Source organism: Duganella sp. SG902 (genome assembly GCF_013376005.1).
GTDB lineage: Bacteria > Pseudomonadota > Gammaproteobacteria > Burkholderiales > Burkholderiaceae_D > Rugamonas.
The window spans coordinates 571364-589702 of record NZ_JABMJK010000003.1 but is presented as its reverse complement, the minus strand read 5'-3'; the positions used below and the strand labels follow the sequence as shown (position 1 = coordinate 589702).

The window sequence follows — 18339 nt, the reverse complement described above, 5'->3', positions numbered from 1 at the left end:
AAGGGAGAATCAACTTGCTGAAGAAACGACTTGCCGTACTGCCGCTGGCGCTGGCCGCCGCATTCGCCGCCCACGCCGCCACCACCACCAAATACTTGATCATTTCCGAGAACGCCAACAAGCAGATCGGCCAGCAGATTGTCGAGCGCCTTGACGACGGCCTGACCAAGGTGACTTTCGGCTACAAGGACAACGGCCGCGGCCCGGACCTGGTGGAGCAGTTCCGCCTCGCCGCCGACGGTACCATGACCGAATACTCGGTCAAGGGCAACTCGACCTTCGGCGCGGTGGTGGACGAGCAGTTCAGCCGCAAGGGCGACAAGGCGCAGTGGAAATCGACCTCGGAACAGGGCGAGAAAACCATCAGCGGCCCGGCCGCCTACCTGCCGCTGAACAGCTCCTTCGAGGTGGAGTCGGTCGCCATCGCCGCGCTGGCCAAGAACCCGGACGCCAAGCTGCCGCTGCTGCCATCGGGCACGCTGTCGCAGCGCGAACTGGATCGCGTTGAAGTCACCAGCGCCACCGGCCAGAAACAGACGGTGCGCCTGCTGGCGCAGACCGGCGTTGGCCTGTCGCCGTCGTTCTACTGGGCCACCTCCGGCGAGTCGCCGCGCCTGTTCGCGGTGATCATCCCGGGCTTCGGCAGCATGATGGAGGAGGGCTGGCAAGCCGCCGTGCCGGCGCTGGCCAAGGCGCAAAAAGCCGCCGAGCAGCAGATGCTGACCGACGCCGCCGCCAGGCTGCAGCACCCGCTCAACGGCCTCACCGTGGTGCGCAACGCACGCATCTTCGACAGCGAAAAAGCCACCGTCGGCAAGCCATCCGATATCTACGTGCTGCGCGGCCGCATCACCTCCGTGCGGCCGGCCGGTTCGCCGGTGCGCGACGCGGACAACGTGATCGACGCCGCCGGCCGCATCGTGCTGCCTGGCCTGTTCGACCTGCACGGCCACGTGGACCGCTGGTCCGGCGCGCTGAACATGTCGGCCGGCGTGACCAGTGTGCGCGACATGGGCAACGACAACAAGCAACTGCAGGCCATGCTGGACGAAACCGCCGCCGGCAAGCTGCTGGCGCCGCAGGTGGTGCCGGCCGGCTTCCTGGAGGGCGAGAGCCCATTCAGCGCCAACAACGGTTTCGTCATCAAGGACCTGAAGGAAGCCAAGGACGCCATCGACTGGTACGCGGAGCGCGGCTACCCGCAGCTGAAGATTTACAACTCCTTCCCGAAAGCCATCCTGAAGGACACGGTGGCCTACGCGCACAGCCGCGGCATGCGCGTCTCCGGCCACATTCCGGCCGGCCTGCGCGCGCAGGAGGCGCTGGACGCCGGCTACGACGAGATCCAGCACATCAACCAGGTGCTGCTGAACTTCCTGGTCAAGCCGGATACCGAAACCCGTAACCTCAACCGCTTCGTGCTGCCGGCCGAGAAAGTGGCGGACCTGGACTTCAACTCCAAGCCGGTGAAGGACTTCGTGTCCTATCTGGCGAAAAAGCAGATCTCCATCGACCCCACGATGGCCACCTTTGCCTTTCTCAAGCAGCGCGACGGCGACATGAACGAGCCTTACGCCTCGGTGGCATCGCACATGCCGCCGGACGTGGCGCGCGGCTTCAAGGTCGGCACCATGAAGATCGACGGCGACGCGCAGCTCAAGCGCTACGAGAAATCCTACGCCAAGATGGTGGAATTCGTCGGCATCATGTACAAGGCCGGCGTGCCGATCGTGGCCGGCACCGACGATATCCCTGGCTTCACGCTGCATTCGGAGCTGGCGCTGCTGGTCAAGGCCGGGCTGACGCCGGCGCAGGCGCTGCAGGTGGCCACCCGCAACGGCGCGCGCTACACCCGCACCACCAATGACCGCGGCAGCATCACGCCGGGCAAGTTGGCCGACATCGTGCTGGTGGACGGCGACCCGACCAAAAACATCGAGGACGTGCGCAAGGTGTCGGCGGTGATCACGCGCGGCTTCCTGATCTACCCGCAGGAAATCGATGCGGCGCTGGGCATCGCGCCGTTCGTGACCGAGGCGCCCAAGGTGACGCGCGGCGCCAACCCTGTGGCGGAGGCCTACGGCGGCAGCAACGAGGGCGCCCGCGCCCGCATCGAATCGAGCGCCCATAAACACCGTTAAGTCGTAAGGTCTTGTAAAGAAACTGTCATATTAATAGTCATTTAAGCACCAAAGCGGATAAATCAGGGCCAAATGCCGGCGAAAGGTCGCAAGTGCCCTGATTCCGCCTTATACTCTGCACTCATTTTTATTTGCTACCAATTATGAAAAAGCTTTCACTTCGTCGTCATGCCCAGCGCGGTTTCACCCTGATCGAAATCATGGTGGTCGTGGTCATCATGGGCGTGCTGGCCGCGCTGGTGGTGCCCAAGCTGCTGAACCGTACCGGCGAATCCAAGGTCGCCGCCGCCAAGGTCGATATCGCCACCATCATGCAGGCGCTGAAACTCTACAAGCTGGATAACCAGCGCTATCCGACCACCGAGCAGGGCCTGCAGGCGCTGATCGAGAAGCCGACCGCCGGTCCGGCCGCCAATGGCTGGAAGGCCGGCGGCTATGTCGAGAAAATGCCGAAGGACCCGTGGGGCAATCCGTACCAGTATCTGTCGCCGGGCATCAAGGGCGAGATCGACGTGTTCTCCTACGGGGCCGACGGACAACCAGGCGGCACCGGCGACGACGCCGACATCGGCTCCTGGGATAACTGATCGCTCATCATGCGCGGCGAGCGTGGCTTCACGCTGATTGAACTGCTGGTGGTGATGGTCATCCTGGGCATCACCCTCGGGCTGGTGTCGCTCAACGCCATGCCGAACCAGAAGCAGTCCATGCAGCAGGACGCCAAACGCATCGCCTTGCTGCTGCAGCTGGCGCGCGACGAGGCCATCGTGCGCAACCGGCAGATCGCCTTTGAAGCAGGCGCCGACAATTACCGCTTCATGATCCGCAACGACAACAAGCAATGGGAAGCGGTGGTGCAGGATGACCTGCTGCGCGAGCGCGAATTCAAGAACGCGCCCCTCACGCTGATGCTGGACCCGGCGCCGGCGCCGGCGCTGCCCGAACCGACGCTGCGCATCATCTTCGGCCGCGAGCCGGTCGACAAACCCTTTGTGCTGACCATGACCGCCAGCGATGGCGGCAGCGTCGCCATCCGCGCCGACGGCATCGGTCACTTCACGGTGGACTGAGATGCGGCCATCGTCCCAACGCGGTTTCACCATGCTGGAGGTGCTGGTTGCGCTGATGATCGTCGCCACCGCGCTGATCGCCTCGCTGCGCGCGGTCGGCAGCCTGACCGCCAACAGCGACGGCCTGCGCGCCAATATGATGGCCACCTGGTCGGCCGAGAACCGGCTGGTGCAGCTGCGCCTGTCCAAGGTGTTCCCGCCGATCGGCAAGCAAACCTACGAATGCCCGCAAGGCGACCTGCAGCTGATGTGCGAGGAGGAGGTGATCGCCAGCCCGAATCCGCGCTTCCGCCGGGTGGAGGTCAGCGTCTACGAGGCGGCGCATCCTGAGCGCCGCATCATCAAGCTGGTCCAACTGGTGCTGAACTCATGATGGCGCGCGTGCACCGGCGGCGTGGCTTCACGCTGATCGAACTGCTGCTGGCGATTTCCATCCTCGCCATCATCGCGGTGCTGGGCTGGCGCGGGCTCGATAGCATCGTGCGCTCGCGCGAGACGCTGACCATCGGCATGGAGCAAACGCGCGGCCTGCAGCTGGCGTTCGCGCAGATGCAGAGCGACTGCGAGAACCTGGCCACCCCCGCGCTGCTGCGCAACCGCGCCTTCCTGCAGGCCGAGGACCAGCGCATCACGCTGGTGCGCATGGTGATGGGCGAGAACCAGCCGACCCGCCTGCAGGTGGTGTCGTACCGGGTGGTGGATGGTGTGCTGACGCGGCGTGAGTCGGCCGCCACGCGCGAGCTCACGCAGCTCGACAACCTATGGCAGGCGGCGCTCGGCGATACCGACCCCGGCGCCACGGTGGCGCTGCAGTCGGGCGTGCAAAACATGGCGATGCGCTTCTGGATGCCGGGCGGCCTGGTCGCCAATTCCGGCGGCTGGCGCCCCGCAGCCGGCGTGTCCACCGCGACAGCCACCGGCGGCGCCACCTTGCCGACCGGGCTGGAAGTGGCGATGACGCTGCAGGGCCAGGAAATCCCGCTGGTGAAGTCCTTCCTGCTGGGGGCACTGTGAAGCTGAAACGGCAACAAGGCGTGGCCGTGGTGACGGCGCTGCTGCTGACCACCCTGGCCGTGACCATCGTCACCAGCTTGTTCTGGCTGCAGCAGGTGCAGGTGCGCTCGATGGAGAACCAGCGCCTGCAACTGCAAACGCGCTGGATCCTGCGCGGCGCGCTGGACCTGAGCCGGCTGATTCTGAACCAGGACTGGATCGACTCGCGGCTGCAAACCAAGGTCAATGGCGTGTGGGCCACGCCGCTGGAGGAAACGCGGCTGGACGATTATGTGGAGCGCGAGCGCCTGCAGGGCGAGAACTTCAACGCCACCCTGTCCGGCCGCATGGTCGATGCGCAGGCGCGTTACAATCTGGCCAACCTTGCCGTCAACAAGCAGCCGGTTCAGGCCGAGGTGGAGATATTTGAGCGCCTGTTGACCAACCTGCGCCTGGATTCCAGCCTGGCGCGCGGCGTGGCGCAGTTGGTGGCGGATGCGCAAACCGCCAACACCGCGCAAAACAGCAGCACGACCACCCAGCCGATAGGGCTGGTGCGGGTCGAGGATTTGCTGGCGGTGAGCGGCTTTACGCCGCAAGCCATCGAACAGCTGCGCGACTATGTCATCATACTGCCGGCTGGCGGTACGGCGATCAATGTGAACACCGCGCCGGCAGAGTTGATTGCGGCGCTGGTGCCGGGGCTGTCCCTGTCGGACGCGGCGGCGGTGGTGAAGACGCGGGTGTACTACTTCGATAACGCCGGCTTCACCGGCTTGTCGCAGATAGCGGGCAAGCAGATAGCGGTGACTTTCGCGGTGCGCAGCGATTACTTCCTGGCCTTCAGCCGGGTAAAGCTGGACCGCGCCACGCTGGAGACGCAGTCCTTGCTGGTGCGGGAAACCAACCAGCCGATCACCAAGGTGGAATGGATACGGGAATACTAGAACAGCGATGAACGAAAGCGAGATCCTTTGACTACATTATTTATCCGCTATCCGGCCAAGGCCAGCGTCGACAGCGGCGCGGCCCAGACCTGCCCGTTCGCGCTGGTGGGCGATGGCGGCAACCTGCTGCAGCAGGGCGCCTCGCCGCTGGGGAACCTGTCGGACATGGTGGCCGCCGCGCGCCGCGTGGTGCTGCTGCTGGCCGCGCCGGACACCACGCTGCTGCGCGTGAAGGCGCCGCCGCTGTCATCGGCCAAGCTCAAAGCCGCCCTGCCGGCGCTGGTGGAAGAACAAGTGCTGGGCGATCCGGCCGACTGCGTGCTGGCCGCCACCGCCGAGGACAGCGAAGGCCTGCGCACCGTCGCCGTGGTGCAGCGTGCCTGGCTGGAAGTGCTGGTCAAGGCGCTGCTGGCGCAGGGCGCGCACGCGGTATCGGCGGTGCCGTCGCAATTGTGCCTGCCGTTCCAGCCGGGCGCCGTCTCGGCCACGCTGCTGCCGGGCGACGCCGGCTATGATCTGGTGATGCGCCAGTCGCAGTTCGAGGGTCTGGGCCTGACGTTGCCGGCGCAACCGCAAGCCGCGCTGCACACGCTGCGGGCGCTGGCCGGCGAGCAGCCGGTCACGCTGTACCTGCCGGCCAATCAGATGGCGCAATTCGCGCCGCTGGCGGCCGAGGTGCAGCACCTGACGCTGGAAGAAGACCACTGGGCCCACTGGGTGGCCTCGTCGCGCAGCGCCGGCCTGGATCTCGCGCCGGCGCTTGGCGCCAGCGGCGCCTCGGCGCGCGCCTGGCAGCGCTGGCGCTGGCCGCTGCGCATCGCCGCGCTGGCGCTGGTGGTCAACGTGGCGGGATTGAATATCGAATGGATGCGCCTCAAGAACGAAGCCAAGCTGGTGACGCAATCGATGACGCAAACCTTCAAGTCCGTCTATCCGAAGGAACCGCTGGTGGCGGCGCCGATGGACCAGATGAGCCGCAACATCCGTCTGGCCAAGGCCAACAGCGGTCAGACCGGCCCCGACGAATTTGTCACCCTGAGCGCCGGCTTTGGCGAGGCGCTGGGCGTGCTGCCGCGCCGCGACATCATCGCCACGCTGGAATACAAGGACCGCGCGCTGGTGGTCAAGGTCAAACCGAATACCGTGGACGCGGCGGCGGTGGCGCAGCTGCGCTCCGCGCTGGCCGGCCGCAAGCTGGACCTGCAGGAGCCGACGCCGGGCAGCTGGAAAATCGTGCCGGCGGCCGGAGGAAAATCATGAGCAAACCGAATCCCATCCAGGAACTGCGTGCCCGCGCCGACGCCTTCTGGCAGGTGCGCACCGAGCAGGAACGCAAGCTGCTGCGCATCGGCGGCATCGTGGTCGGCCTGGCGCTGTTCTATGGCCTGCTGATCGACCCGGCGCTGAGCGGCCGCGCCGCCCTGCATAAATCGCTGCCGGAACTGCACCAGCAGGCCGCCGAGATGCAGAACATGGCGCGCGAGGCGCAGGCGCTGCAGGGCCAGAACGATATCGCCCCCACGCCGATGACGCGCGATAACCTCAACGCCGGGCTGGCCGCGCGCGGCCTGAATCCGCAATCGCTCAACGTCACCGGCGAATACGCCAAGCTGCAGTTCACCGGCGCGCAGTACCCCGGCATCGTGGCGTGGCTGGACGCCATCCGCGTGGAAAGCCGCATCACCGTGGTGGACGCCAGCTTCACCGCGCAGGACGCGCCGGGCGTGGTCAACGCCAGCCTGACGCTGCGCCAGGGAGTCCGATGAAGCGCGCCATGCTATGGTTGCTGACCGTCGCGCTGACGGTGACCTTCACGCTGCTGGTGTTCTTCCCGGCCGCGTGGCTGGGTTCCATCGTCGAGCAGCGCACCGGCGGCCGTTTGACGCTGGGGGATGCGCAAGGTACGCTGTGGCGCGGTTCGGCCTTTATCGGCGGCGCGGCCGGCAACAACAGCCCGGTCACGCCGCTGCTGCCGGGACGCTTCAGCTGGAAGATTTCGCCGCTGGCGCTGGTCGGCATGGTCGATCTGCAGCTGGAGAACCCGCAGGCGCTGGCGCAGCCGGTCACCTTCCGCGGCAGCTGGTCGCAATGGCAATTGAGCCCGTCGGCGCTGCTGCTGCCGGCGGAAGGCCTGGCGGGCCTGGGGGCGCCGCTCAACACGCTGGCGCCCAGCGGCAGCATGCGCTTGTCGTGGACCGGCCTGCAGCTGGTGCTGGCCAATAAGCAGGTCAGCGTGGAGGGCCGCACCACGCTGGAAATGAACGACATGGCCTCGCGCCTGTCGTCGATCCGGCCGCTGGGCAGCTACAACATGGCGCTGGACTGGCACGGCCAGCAGGCGCAGTTGAAGCTCAGCTCCGCCAAGGGGCCGCTGCTGCTGAGCGGCCAGGGAAGCTTGAACAACGGCCGCCTGCAATTTTCCGGGCAGGCCGAGGCAGCACAAGGATACGAAGAGACGCTGGCCAATCTGTTGAATTTGCTGGGCCAGCGCAAGCCAGGTAACGACCGCAACGTCATCGCATTAGAGTTCCACTGAGTTCCACTGAGATAAAGTCCGACCATGAAAAAACAGTCCGTTAGCAAATCCCTTCCCGCGCTGCGCCGCCTGAGCGCGGGTGCGATGCTGTGCTGCGCGATCAGCGCAGCACCCACCGCCGCGCTGTTGCTGCCTGCGCTGGCGCATGCCGCCGCGGACGACGCCGCGCTGAACTTCGTCGGCGCCGATATCGAATCGGTGATCAAGGCGGTCGGCCACTACACCAACATCACCTTCGTGATCGACCCGCGCGTGAAAGGCACGCTGACCGTGGTGTCGGAAAAGCCGGTCACCAAGTCGCAGGCATTCAGCCTGCTGACGTCCGCGCTGCGCCTGCAGGGCTACGCGGTGGTGAGCGGCGACGGCTTCGCCAAGGTGGTGCCGGAAGCGGACGCCAAGCTGCAGGCCAGCCCGACGCAGATCGACGGCACCCAGGCCAGGGGCGACCAGATCGTCAGCCAGATCTTCCGCCTGAATTATGAGTCGGCGGCCAACGTGGTGACCGTGCTGCGTCCATTGATCTCGCCGAACAACACCATCAACGCCAACCCGGGCAACAACAGCGTGGTGGTGACCGACTACGCCGACAACGTCAAGCGCCTGGCCAAGATCGTGGCGGCGCTGGACGCGCCTGCGGTCAGCGACCTGGATGTGATCCCGGTGCGCTACGCCATCGCCAGCGACCTGGCCACCATGATCAATAAGCTGATGGACGCCGGCAGCGGCGCCGATGGCGGCAAGACCAGCGTGCTGGCCGACCCGCGCACCAACTCGCTGGTGCTGCGCGCGCCATCGGCCGCGCGCTCCAACCTGGCCAAGTCGCTGATCGCCAAACTCGATCAGCCGACCCAGGAGCTGGGCAACGTGCACGTGGTCTACCTGAAGAACGCGGAAGCGACCAAGCTGGCGCAAACGCTGCGCGCGGTGGTGTCGGGCGAGGTATCGCAGCAGAACACTAGCGGCACCGGTAGCCAGAATAACAGCAACAGCGGCGGCTTTGGTAGCAACAACAACAGCGGCGGCATGGGCGGCATGGGCGGTAACTCGTCCAGCGGTGGCAGCACCGGCCCGAGCAACCCGCTGCTGAGCGGCTCCAACAACCAGCAGCAGGGCAGCGGTGGCGGCAGCTCGGCAGGCTTCATCCAGGCCGATGCCAGCACCAACACCCTGATCATCACCGCGCCGGAATCGGTGTACCGCAACCTGCGCGCCGTGATCGACCAACTGGACGTGCGCCGCGCGCAGGTCTACATCGAATCGCTGATCGTCGAAGTCACCTCCGACAAGGCGTCCGAATTCGGCGTGCAGTGGGTGGGCGCAACCGGCAACTCGAACAGCACCTACCGCGTCGGCGGCCTGCAGTCGTTCACCACCAGCGGCGCCGACAGCTCGCTGGTGTCGATCTACGCCAACAAGGGCGCCACCATCCCGAACAACGGCCTGTCGATCGGCGTGTTCAAGCAGATCGGCGGCGCGCTGGGGCTGGGCGCGCTGGCGCACTCGCTGGAATCGGACGGCAACGCCAACATCCTGTCGACGCCGAACATGGTCACGCTGGACAACGAACTGGCCACCATCCGCGTCGGCCAGAACGTGCCTATCCTGACCGGCCAGTACACCACCACCTCCGGCACCAACAGCAATCCATTCCAGACCATCGACCGCAAGGACGTCGGCCTGACGCTGAAAGTACGCCCGCAGATTTCCGAGGGCGGCACCATCAAGATGGCGATCTACCACGAGACCTCCAGCGTGGATAAATCGACCCTGACGGCGCAATCCGGCATCACCCTGAACAACCGCGTGATCGAGAACAACGTGATCGCCGACGATGGCCAGATCATCGTGCTGGGCGGCCTGATCGAGGACACCGAGGGCGACGGCACCGACAAGGTGCGCGGCCTGGGCGACATTCCGGTGCTGGGCAACCTGTTCAAGTCGCAGTCGCGCACGCGCAAGAAGACCAACCTGATGGTGTTCCTGCGCCCGGTCGTGATCCGCAACAAGGAGCAGAGCACCAGCCTGGCCACCGACCGTTACGACTACATGCGCAGCCAGCAGGAGGCCATCAAACCGCCGGACAGCATCCTGGTGCAGGACCTGGGCCAGCCAGTGCTGCCCAAGCTGCAGAACGGCGCGCCGGTGAGCGGCGGCGCCGTCGCGGCGCCGGTGCCGCCCGCGCCGATTCCATTGCGCGTGCCTGGCGCCGCCGAAAACGTCCCGCCGCAGAAGTGATATGAGTAACCTGCTCCCCTACGCCTACGCGCGTGATTTCGTGGTGCTGGCCCAGCACAGCGACGACGCGGAAAACACCGTCGATGTGCTGATGTGCGGCGCCACGCCGCCGGCCGCGATCGCGGAAGTGTCGCGCCGTTTCGGCCGCATCCAGCTCAAGCACATGACGCGCGCCGATCTGGAAACCGCCATCGCCGCCGCCTACGCCAGCTCGGGCGGCAACGCCTCCATGGTGGCGGAGGAATTCGACGCCGACCTGGACCTGACCAAGCTGCTGCAGGACGTGCCGGCCATCGAGGACCTGCTGGAATCGTCCGACGACGCGCCGGTGATCCGCATGATCAACGCGCTGCTGACGCAGGCGCTGCGCGACGGCGCGTCCGACATACACATCGAGCCGTTCGAGCAAACCTCGGTGGTGCGCTTCCGGGTGGACGGCACGCTGCGCGACATCGTCCGTCCGCGCAAGGCGATCCACGGCTCGCTGATCTCGCGTATCAAGATCATGGCGCAGCTGGACATCGCCGAGAAGCGCCTGCCGCAGGACGGCCGCATCACCCTGCGCATCGGCGGCAAGCCGGTGGACGTGCGCGTCTCCACGCTGCCGACCGGCCACGGCGAGCGCGCCGTGCTGCGTCTGCTGGACAAGGAGGCCGGCCGCCTCGACCTGAATCACCTCGGCATGAGTGAGACCATGCTGCCGAAGTTCGACGCGCTGATCAACCAGCCGCACGGCATCGTGCTGGTGACCGGCCCCACCGGCTCCGGCAAGACCACCACGCTGTATGCGGCGCTGTCGCTGCTGAACGCCACCACCACCAACATCATGACGGTGGAGGACCCGATCGAGTACGACCTGCCGGGCGTGGGCCAGACCCAGGTCAACCAGCGCATCGACATGACCTTCGCCAAGGCCCTGCGCGCCATCCTGCGCCAGGACCCGGACGTGATCATGATCGGCGAGATCCGCGACCTGGAAACGGCGCAGATCGCGGTGCAGGCATCGCTGACCGGCCACCTGGTGCTGGCCACGCTGCACACCAACGACGCCGCCGCCGCCGTCACGCGTCTGCTGGACATGGGTATCGAGCCATTCCTGCTGTCGTCCACCCTGCTGGGCGTGCTGGCCCAGCGTCTGGTGCGCAAGCTGTGCCCGAGCTGCAAGACCTACGACGGCAAATTGTGGCACGCGGTCGGCTGCGAGCATTGCGGCCATACCGGCTACCAGGGCCGCGTCGGCGTCTACGAATTCCTGGAGACCACGGAGCAGATCCGCGCGCAAATCCACAACCGCGCCTCGGAGGCGGAAATCAAGGCCGCCGCCATCGGCGACGGCATGCAGACCATGCGTGACGACGGCGAACGCTGGCTGGCCAGCGGCACCACCACGCAGGCCGAGTTGATGCGCGTGACCAAGGACTAAGGCATGCCCGCATTCCGATACGAAGCCGTCGATGCCGGCGGCGCCACCAAGAAAGGCGTCCTCAATTCCGACAGCGCCCGCTCGGCGCGCGCCGAATTGCGCACGCAGGGGCTGGTGCCGCTCAAGGTCGACCAGATCGCGACGCAGGTCGACGCCTCCGGCGTGGCCAAGAGCCGTGGGGGGCTGGGAGAGCGGCTGACCTCCACCGAGCTGGCGCTGTTCACGCGCCAGCTGGCCAGTTTGCTGGAAGCCGGCCTGCCGCTGGAGCAGGCCTTCACCGCCTTGCTGGAACAGGCCGAGCGCCCGTACCTGCGCGACCTGATCGCCTCCGTGCGATCGGAAGTGATCGGCGGCGATTCGCTGTCCGTGGTGCTGGGCCGCCACCCGCGCGACTTCGCCGAAATCTACCGCGCGCTGGTCGCCTCCGGTGAGCAGATCGGCCAGCTGTCGCGCGTGCTGTCGCGCCTCGCCGACTATATCGAGCGCCGCAATGCGCTGATCCAGAAGGTGCGGCTGGCGTTCACCTACCCGGCCATCGTCACCGTGGTGGCGTTCTCCATCGTGATCTTCCTGCTGACCTACGTGGTGCCGCAGATCGTCTCGGTGTTCGCCAACACCAAGCAAAAGCTGCCGTTCCTGACGGTGGTGATGCTGGCGGTGTCCGACTTCGTGCGCCACTACGGCATCGTGGTCGGCATCGCGCTGATCGGCGCGTGGTTCGCGTGGCGGCGCGCCTTGCAGAATCCCGCGCTCAAGCGCCGCTGGCATACCTGGCTGCTGACCGCGCCGCTGTACGGCAAATTCGAGCGCAGCCTGAACACCGCGCGTTTCGCCAGCACGCTGGCCATCACCACCGGCTCCGGCGTGCCGATCCTGCGCGCGCTGGACACCAGCCGCGACACGCTCAACAACGTCGCCATGCAGGAACTGGTCGAGGAGGCCAGCGACGCCGTGCGCGAGGGCGTCAGCCTGGCGCGCGCGCTGTCGGCGCAGAAGCACTTCCCGCCGATGCTGATCCACATGATACGCGCCGGCGAAATCACCGGCGAGCTGCCGGCCATGCTGGATCGCGCGGCCGCCGCGCAGGAAGCCGATCTGGAAAGGCGCACGCTGACCATCGCCGGCCTGCTCGAGCCGGCGCTGATCCTGGCCATGGGCGTGGTGGTGCTGCTGATCGTGCTGGCGGTGCTGATGCCTATTATCGAAATCAATCAGCTGGTACGCTGATAAAGGACACCATGAAGCGTTTGCCCTTAATCGTTACTGTTCTCGCCGTGGTGCTGTTGTCGGCGTCGCTGGCCTACTGGGGACTGCAGTTGTTCAAGCCGCGGCAGCGCGCGATCGCCGCGCCGCCGCCGCCACCGCCGATGGGCATCAACCTCGATGCGGCCAAGGGCCTGTTCGGCGGCCAGGTCAGCGTGGCGGTGGTCAGCAATTACCAGCTCAAAGGCGTGGTGGCCGCGCGCGGCGAGGACAGCGCGGCGATCATCTCGGTCGACAACAAGCCGGCGGTGGCGCTGGCGGTCGGCAAGGAGGTGGTGCCGGGCGTGATCGTGAAGGAGGTCCATCCGAGGCACGTGCTGCTGTCCGAGGGCGGCGTGATGAAGCGCATCGACTTGCCGAGCGATGCCGGCGTGTCCAGCGGCCCGGCCGCGCCGCCGGGACAAGCATCGCCGTCGCCGTCGCAATCGGCGCCGCCGTTGCCGCCGCCGCCGCCGCTGGCGACGCAATCGTCGCCGCAACCGCTGGTGCAGCCGCCCGCGCAGACGGTGTCGAACCAGCAGACGCCCGGCCAGCCGCCGGCCATGCCGCAGCAGAGACCGGGCGTGGCGCCCATCCCCACCAACGATCGCCAGTAGGTAGCTTATGGCTTACATTCGTCTCCTGGCCGCAGCTTTATGCTGCGGCTTTTTCTTGTCCACGGCGCAGGCCCAGCAAGCCAACGCCACCTCGATCGCGCCGGACGCCGCGATCAAGCCGCGGCCGAAGATCGCGCTGGTGCTGTCCGGCGGCGGCGCGCGCGGCTTCGCCCACATCGGCGTGCTGCGCGCCCTGCAGGAGCTGCGCATCCCGGTCGACATCGTGGTCGGCACCAGCATGGGCAGCGTGGTGGGCGGCGCGTATGCGGCCGGCAGCTCGGTCGACCAGCTCGAGCAGCTGGTGCGCCGCACCGACTGGAACGCCGTGGTGGCCGACCGTCCGCCGCGCGATGAGCTGTTCTACCGCCGCCGCGAGGAAGACCTGCTGCTGCCGTCGCGGATCGAATTCGGCGCGCACCTGGACGGCGTCTCGCTGCCGCCGGCCGCCGCCGGCAACGAGGCGCTGGAACTGGCGCTGACGCGCGTGCTGCCGCCGGGCGCGCGCGACAAGCCCTCCAACCTGCTGCAGCTGCCGTTCCGTTCCGTGGCCTCGGATCTGGTCACCGGCGAACTGGTGGAGCTGACCGACACGCCGCTGTTCCTGGCCATGCGCGCCTCGCTGGCGGTGCCGGGTGTGTTCGCGCCGGTGCGCGTCAATCAGCGCCTGCTGGTGGATGGTGGCCTGGTGCGCAACCTGCCGGTGGACGTGGCGCGCGAGATGGGCGCGGACGTCATCATCGCCGTCAACGTCGGCACGCCGCTGGCGCAGGAAAAGGAGCTGGTGAGCGCGGTCAGCGTGGCGCAGCAGATGCTGCAGATCCTGACCGAGCAAAACGTCCAGCGCTCGCTGAAGGAACTGCGCCCGAAGGACGTCCTGCTGCAACCGGACCTTGGCGGCATAGGCTTCCTGGATTTCGGCCGTCATGACCGCGCGATGAAGGAAGGCGAGGCGGCGGTGCGCGCCATGAGCGCCAAGCTGGTGGCGCTGGCGTTGCCGGAGGCGCAGTACGCGTCGTATGAGTTGAACCGCTCGTCGGCGCCGGTGGCGATCGACCAGCCGGTCAAGCTGGCCAAGCTGGAAGTCGCGGCCAGCGGCCGCGTCAATCCGAAGGAACTCGAGGCGCAGACCGGCCTCAAACTCGGCCAGGAGGTGACCAGCGAACAGGCCACGCAGGCGGGCAACCAGCTGTTCGGCCGCGGCGACCTGGCGCGCGTGGAAACCGAGGTGCGCGACGACGAGAGCGGCCGCAGCGTGTTGATCAAGCCGACCGAGGCCGATTGGGCGCACAGCCGCCTGCGCGTGGGGCTGGAGCTGAACAGCGACTTCAGCGAGAACAGCGCGTTCCAGTTCAAGGCCATGCACGTGCTGTCCTCGCTCAACGACTGGGGCGCGGAGCTGCGCACCATCGCCAGCGTCGGCACCGAGCGCGTGCTGGGCACGCAGTTCTGGCAGCCGCTGGGCGTGGGCTCGCAATGGTACGTGGCGCCGGCGCTGCAATACGGCTCGGGCGCGGCCGACGTCTTCAATTCGAGCGGCTTCCGCCAGGCGCGCTATGCCTACGACTTCAGCGCGGTGGCGATGTCGCTGGGGCGGCAGATGGGACGCTGGGGCGACTTGCGCTACACCGTGGCGCGCCAGGTCGGCAATGTCCACCTGAGCATCCCGGAGGACCTGACCAACCAGCGCACCTTCCAGACCGTGCAGGCGTTGAGCTTCAATGTCGACACGCTGGACACCATCGCTTTCCCGACGCGCGGCACCTTGTTCAGCCTGGACTGGCAGCGCGCGGTGGAAAAATCCAAGACCGCCGGCCCGGTGCCGACGCAGCAAAAGCTGCAGGGGATGGAAGCGTTCCACACCGGCCGCTGGGCCGGTCACGTGTATGCGGAATGGGCGCGCAGCCAGGGCGGAGCGACCGACAACAACCTGGGCGGCTTCCTGCGCCTGTCCGGCACCACGCCGGAATCGGTGGTGGGCAGCCGCACGGTGCTGGGGCGGGTGGTGATGGCGCGCAGCATCGGCGCCATGCCGGCCGCGCTGGGCGGCGACGTGCGGCTGGGCTTCTCGCTGGAGGCGGGCGCGGCCTACAGCCCGGGCGATCCGCTGCACTGGGGCAAGCTCAAGCAGGCGGCCAGCGGCTTCATCGCGGTCGACACCCGTTTCGGCCCCTTGTACTTCGGCGCCGGCACCACCAAGGGCGGCAACAGCAGCGCCTACCTGTTCCTCGGCCCTATCTGGTGATTTTCCATTTACGGGACGGATAATCGATGACGATGGTCTGTCCCGCAAAGCCGCCCAGGCCGACGATGCCGGCCAGCGGCACGCCGATGCCGACGTCCATTTTGCAGTGACCCAGCACCCCGCTGTCCAGCGTGTACTGGCTGACGCGCAGGGGCGTCGTCAGGCGGCTGATTTCGCAGCCGATATCCTGGCCCCAGCTGGACGCGGTGAGCGGGCGGCTGTCCGCGCCGCGCAGTGCTTCGTACAGCGCGTGCCGCAGCGGCGTGAAGGTGAACAGCGCGGCGCCGGTATCGAACATGGCCTCCTGCCGCGCCTGGCCCGGCATGACGATGGGTACGACGATGTGGCCACCCTCCCAGTTCCCCTGGCGGACATAGTTGATGGGCGCGGCGTCGCTGTCGCTGCCCAGGATGGCGGCGTCGCTGTAAGAGAAGCGCGCGTTCTTCAGGTCCAGCGTCAGCGAGCCGTTTTCAAAGAAGCCGTTGCCCACTGTGCCGGCGTGGCATTCGTCACCGGCTTTCAGCGATGGCGGCACGCTGGCCTTGACGGTATGGCCGCCGATGACGATATCCACCGGCGCACCGGCGGCCTGTCCGGCGGGGATGAAGCTGGCGTTGGCGCCGGTATCGAGCTGCACGTAACAGGCCGCGCCACCGACTGTCGCTGGCAGCATCAGTGCCGCATGCGGAAAATCGGCATAGCTCTCCCAGCGAAAATTTTCCCATTCTGTGGCATGGGTCTGCGGCGCGGCCAGAAGCGTGGCGAGCAGTAGTTTGTTCATGGCTGGCCCATGGCGTCGGAGATGCGCCGCAGCGAGACGTCGTAGCGGTAGGGGATGTTGAGGTGGCCGTCGTCGAATTCCTCGTGCACGTGGGCGATGCCGTGCTGCTTCAGCCTATCGCTGAAGATGCGGGCGCCGTATTGCAGGTTGAATTCGTCGCGCAGGCCGGCATCCAGATACAGCAGCTTGAGTGAGCGCAGCGCTTCCGTGTGCCGCGCCACCAGATGCACCGGATCCCATTGCAGCCAGCGCTGCCACACGGCGTCGATGATTTCGGCGGTGCGCGGATCGAAAGGCAGGTCGAAGCCATCCGCCGACGGCGAATAGCAGCTGGCCATGGCGACGGTGTTGAGCAGCGTGTGATACGCGCCATCGCGCGGGCGGATGGTGTGAAGGTCGCGCAGGAAGCCCGCCAGGCCGCCATCGCGCCGCTGCAGCTCGCGCACGCAGGCGATAAAGGCCGGCTTGTAGCACAGCTCAAAATACATGTCGCCGCTGTGCGACGCGGCCAGGCCGAACACCTGCGGGTGGCGCATCGCCAGCATCAGCGCGCCATAGCCGCCGGAGCTCTTGCCCACCACGGCGCGGAAGCCGCGCTGCGCGATGGTGCGGTAGTTGCGGTCGATGTAGGGCACCACCTCCCGCAGCAGATGGTCCTCGTAACGGCCGGTGGCGTTGGAGTTGATGTACTGGCTGCCGCCGTAGCGCGTCAGGCAGTCGGGCATCACCAGTATCATCGGCTGCACGGCGCCGCTGGTAATCAGGCGGTCCATGCGCTGCGCGATGTTCTCGTCCCACGCCGCCTCGTTCATCAGCATGGCGCCGCGGCTGTTGAAGCCGACCAGTACATACGTCACCGGATAGCGCTGCGCGCCTGCCGCGTAGCCGGGCGGCAGGTAGATGCCGACGCGCCGCAGGGCCGGATCGCCGAGCGGATTGTCGGCGAGGACGGCGCTGTCGATATCGGCCGTGACGTACATTACTTGGCCACCACTTTGCGCAGCACTTCGTACAGGATCAGCACCAGCGCGATGACAGGCAGCGCGTCCACCACGATCGGCGGTATGGCGCCGATGTGGAACACTCTTTCCAGGATGGTGTAGACCGTCAGGCAGATGAAGGCGATGGCCAGCACCCATTGTTTTTGTGCGGTGAAGATGCCGGAGCTGGTGACGGTGCCGGCCAGGCTGATGATGGTTGCGATTTTCATGTCGGTTTGCTTGCTGTGCGGCGCAGCGCGGTAAAGGCTGCGAATTCCCAGGAGCGGAATCCTACCAGTAATGTGAATCCATCGCGTTCGGTTGGCGCCAGGCGGCGGTCGCCCTGGTGCAGGCGCGCCAGTTCGCCGGCCAGCTGCTGGATGCGTCCCACCAGTTCCTGCGCGCTGGGCTGCGACAGCCGAGCCGGCAGGCACAGCAGCGTTTCGCCGGCGGCGTTGAAGCTGCCGCTGAAATAGTCGTCCACCACGTGCTCGCGGAAGAATTGCTGCACCGGGCCGTCCGGCAGCCAGCGGAAGGCGTTCGACACGCGCAGGCGGTAGCGGTTCAGCGGCTTCAGCTCGATCAGGCCCAGCCGGTCCAGCTCGGCCAGCAGGACGATGCATTCCGGCTCGGTCAGCTGGTAGGTTTCCAGCACCTGTTCCAGCGTCCAGTGGCCGAGGCAGCAGATCGCCATCAGCAGCAGGTGCGGATTGGCCAGCAGCGATTTTTCCTGCGTCAGTGTCAGGCAGTCGGCTTGCGGCGTGGCGTCGGCGGCGCCGCGCAGCACGTCTTCCATCGGAATGCTGGCGGCCTTGCAGATCTGCGCCAGCCGCGACAGCGACATGTCCTGCTGCCCGAACATGCGCTTGACGCTGGACTCGCTCATCGAGATGCGCTCGGCCAGCATTTTGTAGGTGACGCCGGCGGCCCGCATCTGGGTCCGCAGCACTTGCAGCAGCAATTCCGGTGAGCTCATATGTCGCCTTACTAAAAAAACAAAAGGTATCGTAACACGATACCCGTCGGCGTAGAAACTGCTCTGCGGAATAATTTATTAGTACATTCGCGCGAAGTGGGCCACACTGCCTAGGCTGTCTCTCGCAGAAGAGACGGCGCCTGGCACCACCACTAT

General features: G+C 66.6%; 18 protein-coding genes. 14 read left to right on the top strand and 4 right to left on the bottom strand.

Going from position 1 to position 18339, the window contains the following annotated elements:
• The first annotated feature begins 14 nt into the window (after positions 1-14).
• The 14 genes from FHW83_RS09240 (at position 15) to FHW83_RS09175 (ending at position 15446) form a co-directional block, all read left to right on the top strand.
• Positions 15-2141 (top strand): amidohydrolase family protein, encoded by a 2127-nt coding sequence (locus tag FHW83_RS09240; protein WP_229224092.1) that lies wholly within the window; start codon positions 15-17, stop codon positions 2139-2141.
• A 143-nt stretch (positions 2142-2284) separates the two neighbouring features.
• The gene (gene gspG, locus FHW83_RS09235; RefSeq protein WP_176646039.1) at positions 2285-2728 is read left to right on the top strand and encodes a type II secretion system major pseudopilin GspG; all 444 of its coding nucleotides are present in this window, start codon (positions 2285-2287) and stop codon (positions 2726-2728) included.
• 9 nt (positions 2729-2737) lie between these two features.
• The gene (gspH, locus tag FHW83_RS09230; protein ID WP_176646038.1) at positions 2738-3211 is read left to right on the top strand and encodes a type II secretion system minor pseudopilin GspH; all 474 of its coding nucleotides are present in this window, start codon (positions 2738-2740) and stop codon (positions 3209-3211) included.
• 1 nt (position 3212) lies between these two features.
• Entirely contained in the window at positions 3213-3584 is a 372-nt protein-coding gene (gspI, locus tag FHW83_RS09225) for a type II secretion system minor pseudopilin GspI (RefSeq protein WP_176646037.1), read from the top strand.
• Positions 3581-4225 carry a type II secretion system protein J gene (locus FHW83_RS09220; protein WP_176646036.1) on the top strand — a complete coding sequence of 215 codons (645 nt, stop codon included), beginning with the start codon at positions 3581-3583 and terminating at the stop codon, positions 4223-4225. Before gspI ends, FHW83_RS09220 begins: the two co-directional genes overlap by 4 nt.
• Positions 4222-5151 carry a type II secretion system minor pseudopilin GspK gene (gene gspK / locus FHW83_RS09215; RefSeq protein WP_176646035.1) on the top strand — a complete coding sequence of 310 codons (930 nt, stop codon included), beginning with the start codon at positions 4222-4224 and terminating at the stop codon, positions 5149-5151. The genes FHW83_RS09220 and gspK overlap by 4 nt, the downstream gene beginning before the upstream one ends.
• 27 nt (positions 5152-5178) lie before the next feature.
• Entirely contained in the window at positions 5179-6411 is a 1233-nt protein-coding gene (gspL, locus tag FHW83_RS09210; RefSeq protein WP_176646034.1) for a type II secretion system protein GspL, read from the top strand.
• The gene (gene gspM / locus FHW83_RS09205; RefSeq protein WP_176646033.1) at positions 6408-6917 is read left to right on the top strand and encodes a type II secretion system protein GspM; all 510 of its coding nucleotides are present in this window, start codon (positions 6408-6410) and stop codon (positions 6915-6917) included. The genes gspL and gspM overlap by 4 nt, the downstream gene beginning before the upstream one ends.
• Positions 6914-7687: a type II secretion system protein N gene (locus tag FHW83_RS09200; RefSeq protein WP_176646032.1), complete on the top strand. Its 774-nt coding sequence runs from the start codon at positions 6914-6916 to the stop codon at positions 7685-7687. The genes gspM and FHW83_RS09200 overlap by 4 nt, the downstream gene beginning before the upstream one ends.
• A gap of 24 nt (positions 7688-7711) precedes the next feature.
• Positions 7712-9922, top strand: coding sequence for a type II secretion system secretin GspD (gene gspD / locus FHW83_RS09195; RefSeq protein WP_176646031.1), 2211 nt, complete (start codon positions 7712-7714; stop codon positions 9920-9922).
• A 1-nt stretch (position 9923) separates the two neighbouring features.
• On the top strand, positions 9924-11345 hold the full coding sequence (gene gspE, locus FHW83_RS09190; protein WP_176646030.1) for a type II secretion system ATPase GspE: 1422 nt from the start codon (positions 9924-9926) through the stop codon (positions 11343-11345).
• 3 nt (positions 11346-11348) lie between these two features.
• Positions 11349-12572, top strand: a complete 1224-nt coding sequence (gene gspF / locus FHW83_RS09185) for a type II secretion system inner membrane protein GspF (protein WP_176646029.1) — start codon at positions 11349-11351, stop codon at positions 12570-12572.
• An 11-nt stretch (positions 12573-12583) separates the two neighbouring features.
• Positions 12584-13204 carry a type II secretion system protein N gene (locus tag FHW83_RS09180; RefSeq protein ID WP_176646028.1) on the top strand — a complete coding sequence of 207 codons (621 nt, stop codon included), beginning with the start codon at positions 12584-12586 and terminating at the stop codon, positions 13202-13204.
• 55 nt (positions 13205-13259) lie between these two features.
• The gene (locus FHW83_RS09175) at positions 13260-15446 is read left to right on the top strand and encodes a patatin-like phospholipase family protein (protein ID WP_229224091.1); all 2187 of its coding nucleotides are present in this window, start codon (positions 13260-13262) and stop codon (positions 15444-15446) included.
• Here FHW83_RS09175 and FHW83_RS09170 read toward each other — a convergent pair.
• The 4 genes from FHW83_RS09170 to FHW83_RS09155 all read right to left on the bottom strand — a co-directional run bounded on the left by FHW83_RS09170 (position 15436) and on the right by FHW83_RS09155 (position 18183).
• Entirely contained in the window at positions 15436-16119 is a 684-nt protein-coding gene (locus FHW83_RS09170; RefSeq protein ID WP_176646026.1) for a hypothetical protein, read from the bottom strand. The two genes, FHW83_RS09175 and FHW83_RS09170, sit on opposite strands and share 11 nt — an antisense overlap.
• 104 nt (positions 16120-16223) lie before the next feature.
• Positions 16224-17207: an alpha/beta hydrolase family protein gene (locus FHW83_RS09165; protein WP_176646025.1), complete on the bottom strand. Its 984-nt coding sequence runs from the start codon at positions 17205-17207 to the stop codon at positions 16224-16226.
• Positions 17207-17437, bottom strand: coding sequence for a hypothetical protein (locus FHW83_RS09160; RefSeq protein ID WP_176646024.1), 231 nt, complete (start codon positions 17435-17437; stop codon positions 17207-17209). Before FHW83_RS09160 ends, FHW83_RS09165 begins: the two co-directional genes overlap by 1 nt.
• Positions 17434-18183 (bottom strand): helix-turn-helix transcriptional regulator, encoded by a 750-nt coding sequence (locus FHW83_RS09155; protein ID WP_176646023.1) that lies wholly within the window; start codon positions 18181-18183, stop codon positions 17434-17436. Before FHW83_RS09155 ends, FHW83_RS09160 begins: the two co-directional genes overlap by 4 nt.
• Positions 18184-18339: the final 156 nt, after the last annotated feature.